Source organism: Bacillus sp. FJAT-22090, assembly GCF_001278755.1.
In the GTDB taxonomy this organism is placed as follows: domain Bacteria; phylum Bacillota; class Bacilli; order Bacillales_A; family Planococcaceae; genus Psychrobacillus.
In genome coordinates, this window is record NZ_CP012601.1 from 4,096,368 (window position 1) to 4,111,865 (window position 15,498).

Genomic DNA, 15,498 nt, shown 5'->3' on the forward strand with positions numbered 1-15,498 from the left:
AACAATATGGATAGTTCATTTAAAACAGCTGAAGGCAGATTTAATTATCGCGTGGCAGGATTAATCGTTCATGATGAAAAATTACTAATCATGAACGATGAAAATCAACCCTATTATTATGTACCTGGCGGAAGGGTAAAATTGCATGAAAAAAGCGAAGATGCAATAAGAAGAGAAATAAAAGAAGAGCTTTCACTGGAAGTGAACATTAAGCGTATGTTATGGGTAAATGAAAACTTTTTCGAGGAAGCAACACTGAAAGAGAAGTTTCATGAAATTTGTTTTTTCTATTTGCTAGAATTACAAGACGAAGAATTCTATGTTAGAGGAAACGAATTTACAGTAAATGAAGAGGGAAAAATACATACGTATTATTGGAAGCCCTTTGAAGAATTAATAGATTTAAATCTTTATCCATTATTTTTAAAAGAGAGAATAACAGATTTACCTCTAGAAATTGAGCATTTAGTAGAAATCAAATTGTAAATAAAGTAGACCGAGGTAACCATTCAAGTGGTTACCTTTTTTATATAAACTCTAAATAAATTAAATATTGGGGTTTACTGTTGTAACTGTTGGATTATCAGGTGGCTTTGAAATTTTTATGTGTGTTAATTTATTTTGACTTCCTTTGCTAGTTCTTGTAATCGATCTCTATCTCGAATAATATAGCCACGTGATTTTTTTTCAATAATATTTGATTTACAAAATTGAGCTAGAACATGTAGTAAATGACGGTAAGAAACACCCAAGTATTCGCATACCTCTGTGTGTTTCTCTTTATAAAAATCATGATCTGCAGATAAAAGGATAAATTCTGCAAGACGATTTTCTAGTGGGAATGCTTGACTTTGTGTATATTTTGTTGAAATTGTAGTCATCTTTTGACTGATAAAGATGCACAAATATCGAAGGAAAGTGGCATCTTTTAAAAGGTTGTCTTTACATAAATGAATAGGGATAGCAAAACAGGTTGTTTGAGTAGCGGTTTGTATTCCTTTTGAATACCTCTCAGAATTTAATAATTCCACTTCTCCTATAAAAATAGGAGCCTCTAAAAAATTGATAAGGGACACTTTTCCATTTGAATGTGTCACATAGAGCTTTGCCTTTCCTTCTACGAGATAGTATATGTACTCCGGATTGGAATCTTCCTTTAAAATAAATTCACCACGTTCAAACTGACAAACTTGAATATAAGAGATAATTGGAAAAGAAAATAAGGACTGTATTGGATATTTTTCAATGTAATAGCTACGCATAGGCTCATCTAAAAATTTCATTTTTTCCTCCCAGAGTGAAAAAGTATGAGATATCTCACATTATTGTAAGTGTTTAAGTGGTATGATGCAATTATTACGGAGGGAATAAAATGAATAAACAACGATGGCTTTCACAGAACTTTTTTGTGTTTTTTATCACTTGGGGTGTGTTTCTACCATATTGGACAGGTTGGCTAGTTGAAGATAAAGGATTAAGTGTAACAAATGCGAGTTTAATTATGGGCTTTGGATTAGTTGCGCGTGGAGTTTCTACAATGTTTGTTTTTCCAATAGCTTCAAAATATATGAGCAGCCAAGCTGTTGTGTTTATGCTAACGATAATCTCATTAATAGTAACTGTACTTTATATTCCTGTTACCTCGTTTGGTATGCTTTTTGTGGTAACAATTTTATTTAATGCGGTTTACCCGACCTTACTTCCTGCTATTGAAAGCACCGCAAGCTCATTAGTCCAGCAAAGTGGAGTAAATTATGGCAAGAGTCGTTCCTATGGATCACTTGGCTTTATAATTTCAGTTCTTATCATTAGTATGCTCACAGGCTATTTAGGTGAGGGGGCTATTTTATGGAGCATGATGGTGGGGCTGTGTTTACTGCTATTGATACGTTTTCTCCCATCCCCACCAGAACTTTTAGTAAAGCCAACAAAAACAGATAGGAAGGAGAATCTTTCACTACGTGGTCTGTGGAAAGTTAAAAGTTTTCCTGTGGTGCTTCTGATCGTAATTCTATTACAAGGTGCACATGCATCCTATTATAATTATGGCTATATATATTTGCAGGAGTTAGGTGTAAATAGCTTTTACATTGGAATGATTATTAATATAGCAGTTATTTTTGAGATAATTTATTTTTCTAAGGCGGAATTATTTAAAAATTGGAAGCCTTCATCCTTGTTGTTATTAGCTGCAATTGGATCTACTTTACGTTGGGTACTTGTATTTTTGTTTCCAAATGTTTGGGTTTTTATTTTTTCTCAGAGCTTACACGCATTGTCCTTTGGCGTAGCCCACTTTGCATTTATCAGTTATCTAACAAAAAACTTACCAAAGCAACAGCTTCCAAATGCGCAAGGTGTGTACTCAGCTTTTGCATTAAGCTGGGGCACTGCCGTATTAACTTTAATAGGAGGATATTTATATGAAATATCTTCTGGATTGGCTTTCCTTGGAATGATTATTTGTACGATTCCAGCAATCGCAATCATTATCCTAACAAAAAAAAGATATGCATACTAAAATAACCCCCAAGTTTTGGGGGTTATTTTCAATAGGTTGTTACTTTAAAGAAAAATTGAATAGAGTAAATCCAACGTTGCCACCATGTGAAGTTGTTTTCATATTTATCTTGATCGACAGTGTACATGGCGTCTTTATTATTCCAGAGTCTTTCAAAATAATCTTCCATTTCGATTACTAAATCACTATCATTTGGTGCGATAACACGTAGATTATTTTCAAGATTATAGTTATCTAATGTCCTTTCTGTATAGTTTGCGGAACCATTCGAAATGATAGTATACTCGTCTGATTGAATCCAAATAGCTTTTGTATGGTATTGTCCAATAACTGTATTATACCAACGAATGTCAATTTTTCCTTCTGTATCCTCGATCATTTCTTGTGCAACCGGACGATTTGGAAGTCCGGATTTTTCTTGCCCAAAGGAATTTTTATTTGGGTCTAGAATGAGCTTTACTTCTACGCCTCGATTTGCAGCTTCTATTAAGGCGTTTACAATGTCTCGCTTAGCAATAAAAAACATTCCAAGCCAAATTTTATCTCCTTCCTTTGTTGCGGACAAATCTTTCAGTAGTGCATCCAATATCTTTTTCTCTGTTAAATATTGTACTTCATATTGTCCATCTGTTTTTTCCACATCTACTCTTGGAAGCTTAGGGCCTCCTGAAAATAAAGAAACAGCTTCCTCTGCCTCTAATATGTCATTTAAAATAGGACCGGTTACTTTTAAAGCAATATTCCCATGAAATCCACTTGCATCATGTGGATTGGAGGACGTGATCATGGCTTCTTTATCTGTTACAACTGTTTTGCGATGGTTAGCTTTTACATTAAGTAATTTCATATAAGAACCAATTGTCATTTTGGGTGCTTCACTGGCCATTCCATTTGGAATCCAACCTTTTCCACCAATATCAAACCATTGAAAAAATAATCGATATATACCGGAGTATACTGGAGTAGAATCTCTTAAAGAATCTAAATCAGTGTATACGATTTCGACTCCTGCATCTCTCATTTTTTTAAACCATTTGTTTTCATAGGATCCATAGCCTTGGTTTAGAGGATCTGTGATAAAAACTATAGGCATGTCAGGGTTCTCTTTCTTTTTCTTTGCTAGAGAAATAGAAAGTGTATCTGCAATGCGAGGGAAGTTTATATCGTCGTCATAGTATCCATCAAATAGAAAAAAGTCTACCACTACAAATTTTTCCGCTTCCTCGATCATCGTATAAACTTCCTCGAATATATGATTCTCATGTACCATCTCGGTTCCTTTTTGGTCCTGAGCATACGTCAAATCGGTGATAAATTCCACAGTATCTGTTTTATGCATCTTTCCGGCGAATGAAACTCCTTCCGGAAGAGGTTTATATGTATGCCATAAAATCAAGGCTATATAAATAAGTGCAATAACACCAATTGAGCCCATAATAATTCTCTTTCTCTTACTCCATGGCTTGCTCGGCTTTCTAGCCATCTGTAGTTCCCCCTAGTTCATATTATCTGCAATAGAGATATTCCCGCTAAAGTGTAAACGCAAACCGAATTAACCGTTAGAAATAGATTAATTATATTGAAAGCAATCGTGGAATTCTTTAAAATTAAATTATATAGAATTATTTGAATAGTTAGATAAAGTAGTATATAGATAAGGAGAGATAGGGATGTCGATATTAAAAGGTTTAAAGATTTTAGATTTCTCTACATTACTACCGGGTCCTTTTGCAACAATGATGCTGGCAGACATGGGTGCAGATATTATAAAAATAGAATCACCAGATCGAGAGGACTTTCTAAAACATATTAATCCTAAGGATGGAGATGTATCAGCTACTTTCGCTCATCTGAATCGTTCCAAGCGCTCATTGGCTCTGAATCTAAAATTAGAGGAATCAAAGGAAATAATATATAAACTAATTCAAGATTACGATATTGTTATTGAACAGTTTAGGCCAGGAGTTATGGATAAACTTGGAATTGGTTATGACAGATTAAAAGAGATTAATTCGAAAATTATTTTTTGCTCGATTACAGGTTATGGACAAACAGGCCCTTTACAGCATAAAGCTGGCCATGATATTAACTATTTATCAATAGCTGGCATCCCAAGTTATTCTTTTAGGAAAAAACAGGTTCCTGTTCCGTCTGGCATACAAGTTGCTGATATAGCTGGAGGATCAATGCCTGCTGTTATTGGTATATTAGCAGCGGTATACAATCGAGATAAAACTGGAGTGGGACAGCATATCGATATTAGTCTGACAGATGTTTCTTTTTCTTTAAATGCTATGTATGGACCAGGATATTTGGTGGGGAATGAAGAGCCAACAGAAGAGTCTTTACTATTAAATGGCGGTACTTTTTATGATTATTATGAGACTAGTGATCATCGATACATTTCAGTTGGGAGCTTAGAACCGAAATTTCAGGAAATGCTTTGTGAACTAATCGGTGATAAAAGTTTATTAACATTAAGTGGTAGTAAGAGGCAAAAGGACCAGCAGACTTTCAAAGAGTTATTAGTACAAACATTTAAACAAAAGACCTTTGATGAATGGCTAAATATTCTTGGAGATAAATTCGATGGCTGTGTTGAACCTGTATTGAGCTTTTCAGAAGCAGTGAACCATCCGCAGATTAATGCAAGAGAAATGGTTATCTCCGTTCCAAATCAAAAAGGAGGCTCGCAAAATCAAATTGCTTTCCCTATAAAATTCTCTAATAACTTACCTGAATACCGTTTTTCTGGAGTACAAACGGGAGAACATTCTATGGAGATTATGGAGGAAATTGGTTTCCAATTAGAGACTATTCAATTGTTCACTCAAAAAGGAGTTTTTGGGACAAATAAGAATAAGGTTATTCCATTATAAATAAAATAGATAAATAGAAAAGGAGCGGATCATATGTTTTCACCATTAACACCGTTAGACTGGAAACGCAGAGCAGTAAAATACTATCCGGAAAAGATAGCAGTAATAGATGGGGAGAAAAAGTTTACATATAAAGAGTTTGGGCAACGTGTAGACAAGCTTTCCAACGCTTTGCGCCAAGCAGGAATAAGCGAAGGAGACCATGTAGCAGTTATGCTTCCAAATACACACTACATGTTGGAATGCTTTTATGGTATTTGTCAGCTTGGAGCCGTAATGGTACCCCTAAATTATCGATTGAATGCAGAGGATTTGGAATATATCATACAACACAGTGATTCCAAGATGCTTATCGTAGATGAAGAGTTTACTGGGCCAATTGAGAAAATTGAAAGTAACTTGTCTTTAGATCAAGTTGTCATTGTATCTGTAGAAGGGCAATCCCATTCGTTAAATGGAATTGATTTTGAGGACTTTATTCAACAGGATCTAGAAGAGATTTCATTACCATCAATTGATGAAAATCAATTGCTAACCGTAAATTATACAAGTGGTACAACCTCAAAACCGAAAGGTGTTATGCTAACTCATCGGGGTAATTATTTGAATGCAGCTAATTTTATGTACCACTTAAGCGTTCATCATGATGATGTATATTTGCACACATTGCCAATGTTCCATGCTAATGGATGGGGAGGAGTTTGGGCAATAACAGCTACTGGTGCTACTCATATCTGTTTAAGAAAAGTAGATCCTCCTCTCATATTAGATTTATTTGAAGAGCATAAAATCACTTTATTGTGTGGGGCACCTACAGTAGTGAACATGCTAGTTAACGAACCAAAGGCAAAAGAGGTCAAGATTACAACTAACCCACGTATGGCAACCGCTGGTGCTCCACCTGCAGCAGCTCTTATTGCAAAAGCACAAGCCATTTTAGGTTTGAACATGATGCATGTATACGGGTTAACCGAGACATCTCCTTTCATCTTATATTGTGAGTGGAAAAAAGAATTTGATGACAAATCTGCAGAAGAGCAATCGACGATTAAAGCAAGACAAGGTATTGAGCTTGCGTTTAATGGGGAAACAAAAGTAGTAAGTCAAGAAGATGGAAAAGAAGTGGCATGGAATGGAAAGGAATTAGGGGAAATCATCACTCGAGGTAATGTTGTGATGGAAGGGTATTATAAAGATCCTGAAAAAACGGCCGAAGCTATAAAAGATGGATGGTTCTATACAGGTGATTTAGCCGTAACCTATCCAGATGGATATATTGAGATTCAAGACCGTATTAAAGATATGATTATTTCAGGTGGGGAAAATATTTCTTCAACAGAAATTGAAGGGGTTCTTTATAAACATCCAGATATTTTAGAAGTAGCCGTGATAGCCGTGCCCGATGAAAAATGGGGAGAAGTACCAAAGGCCATAATTGTTCTCCATCCTGATCGCCATGTGACAGAACAAGAGATTATTGATTACTGTCGCTCAACTATGGCACATTTTAAAGCACCGAAGGCGGTTGACATTGTAGAGGCTTTACCAAAAACGGCCACAGGTAAACTTCAAAAATTCCGACTAAGAGAAATGTATTGGAATGGACCGAAAAAAGTTAATTAAAAGTAAGTTGTAAGAAATATAGAAAAAGAAAGTAATACCGGGGGAAATCATAAGTATGAATTTAATAGATATAACAAAGGAAAATTGGTTGAAAACAGTTTTTTTAACTACAAATGAAAATGGACATGCAACCATTACAGAGAAGTTTGTTGCTTCTAATGCTCTTTCAATTGTTCAATCCGTATTTGAGACAGGATGGACTATTAAAGGGATTCAAGTGGATGACAAATTAATAGGGTTTACAATGTATGGTTTTTCAGAAGATCTTTCAAAATATGAAATATGTCGATTAATGATTGATAGGAGATATCAAGAAAAAGGATATGGCAAGCGAGCAATTGGATTGATAATAGATGAAATGAAAAGGATAGAAGACTGTGATGCAATTTATTTATCAACTGAGCCTGATAATGAATTAGCACGAAAGCTATATGAGCGTTTTGGATTTAAGGAAACGGGCGAAATAATTGAAGGTGAAGTAGAATACTGTTTGCAATTAGTTTAGGATATAAAACGCTTGGATTTGTTCCAAGCGTTCAGCTTGACGACAAAAGTACTTTTATAAACGGTTATTAATAAAAAAAATATTCTAAAAGAAGTTGCTTTATCCAATTAAAAGTAAAGATAGTAGATTTCTATAAGGAATTGTTTATAGACAAGGACCACCACTTCGCTTTCCGTGGGCTTGGCTTCAGCCTCCTAGGCCAACACGATGTTGGTCATGCAATCGTTGCCGCAGGATGCGGCGAACTTAGATTGCCTTCCCCTTAACTGCGGGTCTTCTGCTCAAGCTGTTCCCACAGGAGTCTTCGTGGTGGTCCTTGCAGAATTAAACGTACAACTCTATGCAACCTTGAATTTGTCTACACAATAAACGCTTGGATTTGTTCCAAGCGTTTATTGTGTTCATTTCGAGGAGACTACTAAAAATTTTATCGGTTGATCTGTTAGGTTATACCAATAATGCATTTTATTCGCATCGAACATAATTGACTGGTGCTCGTGTATCTCCTCTTTATGGTCATCTACTACCACAGTTAATGTTCCTTTAATAACAAAAATAAACTCATGTCCACCATGTGAAAATGCATTTCCTTCATTTTCTCCAGGCTGTAGTATAACTAAAATGGGAGAGTAGGCAGCTTCTCGTATGCCACAGGATAAATCCTTGTAATAGAATTGTTCTCGTATTTCCTTTAAATCCTTTTCTTTATCGTTCTCAGGAAAAAATACAGTTGGGTTTACCTTTAATGCATCTGCTATTTTTTTTAAAGATTCTAAAGTGACACTCGATTTACCACGTTCTACTTGTGAAAGGAAACTTATGGATACCCCCGTTTGTTCTGCTAACTCTTTTAAAGTCAGTTTACGTTCTTTTCTAAGATTTTTTAAAACCATACCTATATTAGAAGACATACATAATTCTCCTTTTAAATTATCACGTTATTTCTATCATCATACATTACTTTTGAAAGAACTCTCAATGTTAATAGATTAAAAATCTATTGACAGAAAATTTTCAACAATCTACAATAAAAAAAGGGAGAATTAAAGTGGCACTTCAATTTTTAAAAGGGGGAAGTAATATGGATTCAAAACAAATGCGGAAGGTATGGATTGCAAGTTTAGTAGGTAGCTCAATAGAATGGTTTGATTATTTCTTATATGGGACAGTAGCAGCTTTAGTGTTCAATCAATTATTTTTTGTTACAGAAGACCCAACAGTTGGTTTACTACTAGCGTATGCATCATTTGCTTTGGCTTTTTTTATCCGACCATTTGGTGGGGTAATCTTTGCGCATATTGGTGATAGAATAGGACGTAAAAAGACATTAGTTATCACGTTAAGTTTAATGGGAGTAGCTACCTTTGGAATGGGATTACTACCAACATATCAAGCAATTGGAGTATGGGCTCCGATTCTTCTAATCACTCTTCGTTTAGTTCAAGGGTTAGGTATTGGGGGAGAATGGGGTGGAGCTCTTCTATTAGCAGTCGAGTATGCCCCGAAAGAAAAACGAGGATTATATGGCGCTATCCCTCAAATGGGTGTGACAATCGGGATGGTTCTAGGAACAATCGCTTTATCTCTTATGACATTATTACCTGAAGGATCGTTTATGACATGGGGTTGGCGTATTCCATTTATATTCAGTGCATTATTGGTTATCTTTGGTTTATGGATTCGTAAAGGTATTGACGAAACTCCTTCTTTTAAAAAGGTGCAGGAATCAGGAGATATTCCTAAGCTTCCAATCGTTGATACCTTTAAGTATCATTGGCGTGAAGTATTAATTGCAATTGGAGCGAAAGTAGTAGAAACAGCTCCATTCTATATTTTTGGTACTTTTGTTGTTTCATATGCAACAACAAATTTAGGTTTCTCAAGAACTACTACTTTAAATGCTGTGATGATTGGTACGATCGTAACAACTATTCTTATTCCGATTATGGGTAGCTTATCAGATAGAATTGGACGTAAAAAAGTGTATATTACTGGAACGGTTGGTATGGCGTTATTTGCCTTCCCTTACTTCTGGATGTTACAGCAAAAATCAGTGGTGTTATTAGTAATTGCTACAGTTATTGCATTAGGAATTATTTGGGCACCTATTACTGCGGTTCTAGGGACTATGTTCTCAGAAATTTTTGATGCGAAAGTTCGTTACACTGGTATCACTCTTGGTTATCAAATAGGTGCAGCAGTAGCTGGAGGAACTGCTCCACTAGTTGCTACAAGCTTAATGCTTGAATTTAACAACTCCTATATTCCAGTAGCATGCTATATAATCTTTACAGCACTTGTATCTTTAGTTGCAATTTGGGCTGTTAAGGATCGAAGTCAACAACATTTAGATGATGTAAATAATGATGCTGGTTTAAAAAAGCCTACAAATAGTAGAAAAGCAAAAGAATTGAGTCAAGTATAAAGTTATTAGAATAACTCGTCTTTGCCATTACTAGGGAAGACGAGTTTTTTATTTAAATGGGGGTTGCAAAAATGTTAGTAGTAAATGAAGAACAGATTATGCGTACATATGGAATGACTGAGGCAATAAAAGATGTGAAAGACGTTTTAATAGCGAAAGAAGCAGAGAAAATTGCAAATCCGCATCGAACAGTAATAGAATTTCCGCAACACGAAGCTTCTGCGTTATATATGCCAAGTGCTGATCTAGTAGGAGAAGTGTCTGCAGTTAAAGTCGTGACAATTTTTCCAAAAAATCCTCAAAAAAGTAAACCGACTACTCAAGGGGTTGTATTACTATCAGACGCACAAAATGGAGAGCATATAGCAATGCTGAATGCATCGTATTTAACGCGACTTCGTACTGGTGCTTTAAGTGGAATAGCAACAGATTATTTAGCGAGAAAAGATGCGAAAGTGGTTACGGTGATAGGAACAGGAGCAATGGCCTTTGAGCAAGTATTAGCTGTTCTTGCTGTTCGTAAAATTGATCGTATTTTACTAGTGAATCGCACTACTTCAAAAGCTGAAATGTTTGGTGAAAAACTAAAGTCATTTGGTGTAGAGGTGCCTTATGAAGTATTTGAAGATGTGTCAGTTGCCGTTCAACAAGCAGATATAATCTGCTGTGCAACTCGCTCTAATGAACCTGTTTTTAAAGGAGAAGATTTAAAAAAAGGAACTCATATAAATGGAGTGGGCTCTTATTTGCCACATATGTTGGAAGTAGACATCACCACAATTACTAGAGCGTCAAAAATTGTAGTAGATGACCTAGAGGGTGTTAAAGATGAAGCAGGAGAATTAATGCATGCAGAAAAAATTGGGAAATGGTCATTTGACGATGTTCATGGCGAACTAGGAAAGCTTGTAAACGGTCAAATAATTGGTCGCGAAAACGAGAAGGAAATTACATTTTTTAAATCGGTAGGAGCAGCTTATTTTGATTTGGCAGTAGCAAAAGGTGTATATAATAAAGCGAAAAAACAACAAATAGGAACAGAAATAGATGTGTAAAAATGAATACGTAATAACATCTGAGGCATCCAATAATGGAAGCCTCTTTTTGTATCTTATTAATTCCTACTAAACCACTTTATTTAATTGACTAAAGAAGTCATTTCCATTATTATATCTGTTAACATACTAGTGAAACAGAAATAAATTAAATTATGAAAGGAAGTTAAATATGAAACAACAAACAGTATCAATCCTTTCAAATGAATTATGTCTCTCCGGAGTACTCCATCTTCCTTCAAACTCTGATGAACAGAAAGTTCCTCTCATTGTTATTTTACATGGATTTTTAGGTAGTAAAGTAGGAGAGCATCGAATGTTTGTGAAGGCTGCTCGTTTTTTTACTAAAAGAGGGTTTAGTGTATTCCGTTTCGATTTTAGTGGATGTGGTGAGAGCGACGGTGATTATTCTAATGTAATGGTTACAAAACAATTAAAGGAAGTACAGATTGTACTAAACTATTTATCATTGATTAAAGAAGTGGATGCCGAGAATATTACTTTGATTGGACATAGTCTAGGCGGTGCTGTAGCTTCCATTACGGCTGCTCAGGATAGACGTATTAGAAAACTAATTTTATGGTCACCAGTAGGTAAACCTTACGAAGATATTTCAAAAATTATGGGTGCAGAGACAGTTGAATTAGCGAGAGTGAATGGAAAAGTGGATTATAATGGATTCTACGTCAGTCATTTATTTTTAGAGGATCTGAAAAATCATCACCCATTAGAAGCGATTTGCTCTTATAAAGATGAAGCTCTCATCATTCATGCAAAAGAGGATGAAGACGTTCCTACAGAACATACATATAGCTATTTTGATGCGCTGCGTCAAAGAGGATGTAAAAAAGAAGTGGATAAGTATTTTGTGGAGCATGCAGATCATACCTTTTCAAGTTATGCATTGGAAGAAGAGTTATTTAATAAATCCTTTGAGTGGCTAGAAAAGTATTTGGATACTACTGAGAAAATAGCATTATAAGCAACACACTTAATTTTAAGTGTGTTCAGATGGAATAAAAAAAGCAGTTGGCTAATTAGTCTCATGTTATGTTGATTTTTAGTCATTATTTCTCTATTACCTCAAGATTATTCTTCCTGCGTGTATAGAAAATAATAAGGTAGCATTTTATTGATTTGGAGAAGCGTTCGATCGACTCCTGCGGGAAAGCGAGACAGACGCGACCCCGCACGAAGCGAGAGCTGAGGAGGAGGCTCGGCGCTCGCCCGCGGAAAGCGAGTGATAAGCTTCGGAAAACCTGTTCAAATCTATATAAAAAAATCGAGATAGTCTATATACGACCTGAACACACTTATTTGTTAAGTGTGTTTTTATTTTGCTAATAAAGGTATTTAGTATTATTGAAGTTATAAAGGCAATACTAAAAAATAGATGTTTTTGTTTAATTGACAATGCACCAACTTCGTGATAAAATTACTTTGAATTAGAGATATTTAAATTAAAGATAAATTTGGAGGGAAAATATATGAATCATTTAAAAGGCATGCATCACGTAACAGCAATTACAAGTAGTGCGGAAAAAAATTATGAATTTTTCACTTATGTATTAGGAATGCGTTTAGTAAAGAAAACGGTAAACCAAGATGATATCCAAACATATCACTTATTTTTTGCGGATGATGTTGGGGGAGCAGGTACAGATATGACCTTCTTTGACTTCCCAAATATTCCAAAAGGTACTCATGGCACAAATGAAATTTATAAAACAGCTTTCAGAGTGCCAAGTGATGCTGCATTAGACTATTGGGTTAAGCGTTTTGATCGTTTGGAAGTAAAGCATACTGGAATTGAAGAACAATTTGGAACAAAAGTGCTTTCTTTCGTAGATTTTGATGACCAACAATATCAATTAATCTCAGATGAAAATAATGAAGGAGTTGCAACAGGTACTCCATGGCAGAAAGGGCCAATTCCTTTAGAGTATGCTATTACTGGTTTAGGGCCAATTCACATTAGGATTGCTGAGTTCGATTATTTAAAAGAAGTGATGGAAAAGGTTTTATTATTTAAAGAGATTGCACAAGAGGGCTCATTCCACTTATTCGAGGTCGGAGAAGGTGGTAATGGTGCACAAGTAATCGTTGAGAAAAACATTGTTCTTCCGCCAGGTCGTCAAGGTTTTGGGACAGTTCACCATGCAGCATTCCGTGTGGAAGACCGTGAAGTATTGGAAGAGTGGATTCAACGTATGGCAAACTTCGGTTTTCAAACGTCTGGTTTTGTAGACCGCTTTTTCTTCCAATCTTTATACGCAAGAGTAGCGCCAGGCCTATTGTTCGAGTTCGCTACAGATGGTCCAGGATTCATGGGAGACGAGCCTTACGAAACACTTGGAGAAAAATTATCATTGCCTCCATTTTTAGAACCAAAACGGGAAGAGATTGAAAGTATGGTACGCCATTTCGATACTGTAAGAAGTACAAAGGAATTTGAAAAAGAATATTAATATTATCGCGCCTACTTCTATTTGCGAAGTAGGCTTTTTATCGTTTAATAAGTAATTAATACTAAATTCATAACATACTAAATATTTAGGAAAAATGACGATATAATAAATAAGTAGTTAAAAATACATAGAGAAAATCCTTATTTTCAATTAGAGGGGTTAATAAGGAAACTACGATTTTTTGTTAGCTGTCTATTACTTAGGGGGGGAAAGAATGAATATTCGTTCTAAGCTTTTTATTATTGCTATTAGTTTATTACTTATTCCGAGTTTAATAATTGGACTAAGTGGTTATTATTCAGCTAAAAACAACTTAGATGAACTGGGAGAAAAAACCCTTAAAAATAGTGTGGAGATGGCTCTTTTAGTTATCGAGTCATTAAATACTTCGGTGGAAAATGGAGATTTGACATTAGAAGAGGCGCAGGAACAGGCAAAACAATATTTACTCGGAGATTTACAAAGTGATGGTACTCGAACAATAACATCTAAAGTAGATTTAGGTATGAATGGATATTTTGTCGTTTATGGAACAGATGGATTAGAAATCGCTCATCCTTCATTAGAGGGAGAAAATGTTTGGGATAAACAAGATGTAGACGGAAATTATTTTGTTCAGGAAATGATCGAAGTTGCACAATCTGGTGGTGGTTTCACTCAATATAAATGGGATTTACCAAATCAACCAGGAACGATAGCTCCTAAAATTACGTATAATGCGCTGGATCCTAATTGGGGATGGGTAATCAGTGCAGGGACTTATATGAAAGCGTTTAATGAAGGTACGAATAATATTATTTTCACTATCCTAATAACACTGGCAATTAGTGCATTGATTGGTATTGTTGTAATCTATTTATTTTCTAGACATCTTGGTATACCTATACAAAGAATCGCTCAAAGTGTTACACAAATTGCCGAGCAAGACTTATCTACTGAAAGTATAAAGATAAAAAATAGAGATGAACTTGGTCATTTAGCTATTGGAATAAATACAATGGCAACCAATTTGAAAGAAGTGATTGCGTCTGTTTCCAATTCGGCACAGCAAGTAGCTGCAACATCCGAACAGCTTACTGCTAGCAGTGAACAGACAAGTAGAGCTTCGGAGGAAATCACAGAATCTATTCAACAAATTTCTTCTGGTCAGGAAAGTCAATTAGTTGGAATAGAGGAAGCTAAAAACTCTGCTTCGTATATCTCTACAAGTATTACAGAAATAGCGAAAAATATTAAGGAATTAAACGAACTATCCATCGCAACGTCTAAAGATTCATTAGCAGGTAATGAGGTTATAAGGCAAACAGTAGAACAAATGATGCAAATTAATAATCAAAGTTCGGTAACGACCGAATCTATGGTGCTTTTAGAAAATAAATCACAAGAAATCGGCGAGATTATTAATGTAATAACTGGTATCGCAGAGCAAACAAATTTACTAGCTTTAAATGCAGCTATAGAAGCGGCTAGAGCAGGAGAACATGGTAAGGGGTTTGCAGTTGTAGCGGATGAAGTAAGAAAACTAGCGGAAGAATCCGGGAACGCAGCTAAAAATATATCTTCTTTAATCGGTGAAATTCAGTTAAATACGAAGCATACTGTCCAAACTGCTAACGAAGGAAAAGTAGTGATAGAAAGTGGGATGAGCTATGTTTCGAACGCTGGAAAAACGTTTGAAAAAATAGCAGAGGATGTAAATCTCATTAATAATAAGCTTTCTATTATTTCCGAGGAAATTCAAGAAATAAATAGTAATACGGAAGTTCTTGTAAACGAAGTGAATAAAACGAAAGAAGTAACAGAACAGTCTACTAGTTATACACAAAATGTAGCTGCTGCAGCGGAAGAACAATACGCTTCTATGGTTGAAATGACTGCTGCTTCTAGGTCTCTGGCAGAAATGTCTGAGCAGCTTCAAGATATTGTTTCTGAATTCAAACTGGCAAAATAAAATATGAAAGGTAGTAGCTTGCGAGCTGCTACCTTTTTCAGTTCAATTATTTTGTATTTTTGAAAATGTAC

At 35.4% G+C, this 15,498-nt stretch carries 13 protein-coding genes; 10 read left to right on the top strand and 3 right to left on the bottom strand.

Features of this window, described 5'->3' with window-relative positions; all coding sequences use genetic code 11:
• Positions 1-6 precede the first annotated feature (6 nt).
• Positions 7-486, top strand: coding sequence for an NUDIX hydrolase (locus tag AM499_RS20575; protein WP_053591945.1), 480 nt, complete (start codon positions 7-9; stop codon positions 484-486).
• Positions 487-611: 125 nt separating this feature from the next.
• Here AM499_RS20575 and yeiL read toward each other — a convergent pair whose 3' ends face one another.
• On the bottom strand, positions 612-1,283 hold the full coding sequence (yeiL, locus tag AM499_RS20580) for a transcriptional regulator YeiL (protein WP_053591946.1): 672 nt from the start codon (positions 1,281-1,283) through the stop codon (positions 612-614).
• A gap of 89 nt (positions 1,284-1,372) precedes the next feature.
• Between yeiL and AM499_RS20585 the strand changes: the two genes are divergently transcribed.
• Entirely contained in the window at positions 1,373-2,521 is a 1,149-nt protein-coding gene (locus AM499_RS20585) for an MFS transporter (protein ID WP_053591947.1), read from the top strand.
• A 28-nt stretch (positions 2,522-2,549) separates the two neighbouring features.
• Here AM499_RS20585 and AM499_RS20590 read toward each other — a convergent pair whose 3' ends face one another.
• Positions 2,550-4,004: a phospholipase D family protein gene (locus AM499_RS20590; RefSeq protein WP_053591948.1), complete on the bottom strand. Its 1,455-nt coding sequence runs from the start codon at positions 4,002-4,004 to the stop codon at positions 2,550-2,552.
• 187 nt (positions 4,005-4,191) lie between these two features.
• On the opposite strand from AM499_RS20590, the gene AM499_RS20595 reads away from it, so the two are divergent.
• From AM499_RS20595 to AM499_RS20605, 3 genes are read left to right on the top strand one after another with little or no spacing between them, the layout of a single operon-like run.
• A complete protein-coding gene (locus tag AM499_RS20595; protein WP_053591949.1) occupies positions 4,192-5,400 on the top strand; it encodes a CaiB/BaiF CoA transferase family protein in 1,209 nt (402 codons plus the stop codon).
• A gap of 33 nt (positions 5,401-5,433) precedes the next feature.
• On the top strand, positions 5,434-7,023 hold the full coding sequence (locus AM499_RS20600; RefSeq protein ID WP_053591950.1) for a long-chain-fatty-acid--CoA ligase: 1,590 nt from the start codon (positions 5,434-5,436) through the stop codon (positions 7,021-7,023).
• Between the two features lie 55 nt (positions 7,024-7,078).
• Positions 7,079-7,528 carry a GNAT family N-acetyltransferase gene (locus AM499_RS20605; RefSeq protein ID WP_231687505.1) on the top strand — a complete coding sequence of 150 codons (450 nt, stop codon included), beginning with the start codon at positions 7,079-7,081 and terminating at the stop codon, positions 7,526-7,528.
• A gap of 401 nt (positions 7,529-7,929) precedes the next feature.
• Here the strand turns inward: AM499_RS20605 and AM499_RS20610 are convergent, their stop codons facing one another.
• Positions 7,930-8,439: a helix-turn-helix domain-containing protein gene (locus AM499_RS20610; protein WP_053591952.1), complete on the bottom strand. Its 510-nt coding sequence runs from the start codon at positions 8,437-8,439 to the stop codon at positions 7,930-7,932.
• Positions 8,440-8,609: 170 nt separating this feature from the next.
• Between AM499_RS20610 and AM499_RS20615 the strand changes: the two genes are divergently transcribed.
• The 5 genes from AM499_RS20615 (at position 8,610) to AM499_RS20635 (ending at position 15,427) form a co-directional block, all read left to right on the top strand.
• A complete protein-coding gene (locus AM499_RS20615; RefSeq protein WP_053591953.1) occupies positions 8,610-9,953 on the top strand; it encodes an MFS transporter in 1,344 nt (447 codons plus the stop codon).
• A gap of 71 nt (positions 9,954-10,024) precedes the next feature.
• Complete coding sequence (locus AM499_RS20620; protein WP_053591954.1) at positions 10,025-11,008, top strand: ornithine cyclodeaminase family protein; 984 nt, start codon at positions 10,025-10,027, stop codon at positions 11,006-11,008.
• Between the two features lie 172 nt (positions 11,009-11,180).
• Positions 11,181-11,990 carry an alpha/beta hydrolase gene (locus AM499_RS20625; RefSeq protein WP_053591955.1) on the top strand — a complete coding sequence of 270 codons (810 nt, stop codon included), beginning with the start codon at positions 11,181-11,183 and terminating at the stop codon, positions 11,988-11,990.
• Between the two features lie 505 nt (positions 11,991-12,495).
• Positions 12,496-13,476 carry a ring-cleaving dioxygenase gene (locus AM499_RS20630; protein ID WP_053591956.1) on the top strand — a complete coding sequence of 327 codons (981 nt, stop codon included), beginning with the start codon at positions 12,496-12,498 and terminating at the stop codon, positions 13,474-13,476.
• Positions 13,477-13,690: 214 nt separating this feature from the next.
• Positions 13,691-15,427, top strand: coding sequence for a methyl-accepting chemotaxis protein (locus tag AM499_RS20635; RefSeq protein ID WP_053591957.1), 1,737 nt, complete (start codon positions 13,691-13,693; stop codon positions 15,425-15,427).
• Positions 15,428-15,498: the final 71 nt, after the last annotated feature.

Coding starts and splice junctions, on each gene's coding strand:
- AM499_RS20575 (WP_053591945.1), top strand. CDS start 7: ATGGATAGTTCATTTAAAACAGCTGAAGGCAGATTTAATTATCGCGTG.
- yeiL (WP_053591946.1), bottom strand. CDS start 1,283: ATGAAATTTTTAGATGAGCCTATGCGTAGCTATTACATTGAAAAATAT.
- AM499_RS20585 (WP_053591947.1), top strand. CDS start 1,373: ATGAATAAACAACGATGGCTTTCACAGAACTTTTTTGTGTTTTTTATC.
- AM499_RS20590 (WP_053591948.1), bottom strand. CDS start 4,004: ATGGCTAGAAAGCCGAGCAAGCCATGGAGTAAGAGAAAGAGAATTATT.
- AM499_RS20595 (WP_053591949.1), top strand. CDS start 4,192: ATGTCGATATTAAAAGGTTTAAAGATTTTAGATTTCTCTACATTACTA.
- AM499_RS20600 (WP_053591950.1), top strand. CDS start 5,434: ATGTTTTCACCATTAACACCGTTAGACTGGAAACGCAGAGCAGTAAAA.
- AM499_RS20605 (WP_231687505.1), top strand. CDS start 7,079: ATGAATTTAATAGATATAACAAAGGAAAATTGGTTGAAAACAGTTTTT.
- AM499_RS20610 (WP_053591952.1), bottom strand. CDS start 8,439: ATGTCTTCTAATATAGGTATGGTTTTAAAAAATCTTAGAAAAGAACGT.
- AM499_RS20615 (WP_053591953.1), top strand. CDS start 8,610: ATGGATTCAAAACAAATGCGGAAGGTATGGATTGCAAGTTTAGTAGGT.
- AM499_RS20620 (WP_053591954.1), top strand. CDS start 10,025: ATGTTAGTAGTAAATGAAGAACAGATTATGCGTACATATGGAATGACT.
- AM499_RS20625 (WP_053591955.1), top strand. CDS start 11,181: ATGAAACAACAAACAGTATCAATCCTTTCAAATGAATTATGTCTCTCC.
- AM499_RS20630 (WP_053591956.1), top strand. CDS start 12,496: ATGAATCATTTAAAAGGCATGCATCACGTAACAGCAATTACAAGTAGT.
- AM499_RS20635 (WP_053591957.1), top strand. CDS start 13,691: ATGAATATTCGTTCTAAGCTTTTTATTATTGCTATTAGTTTATTACTT.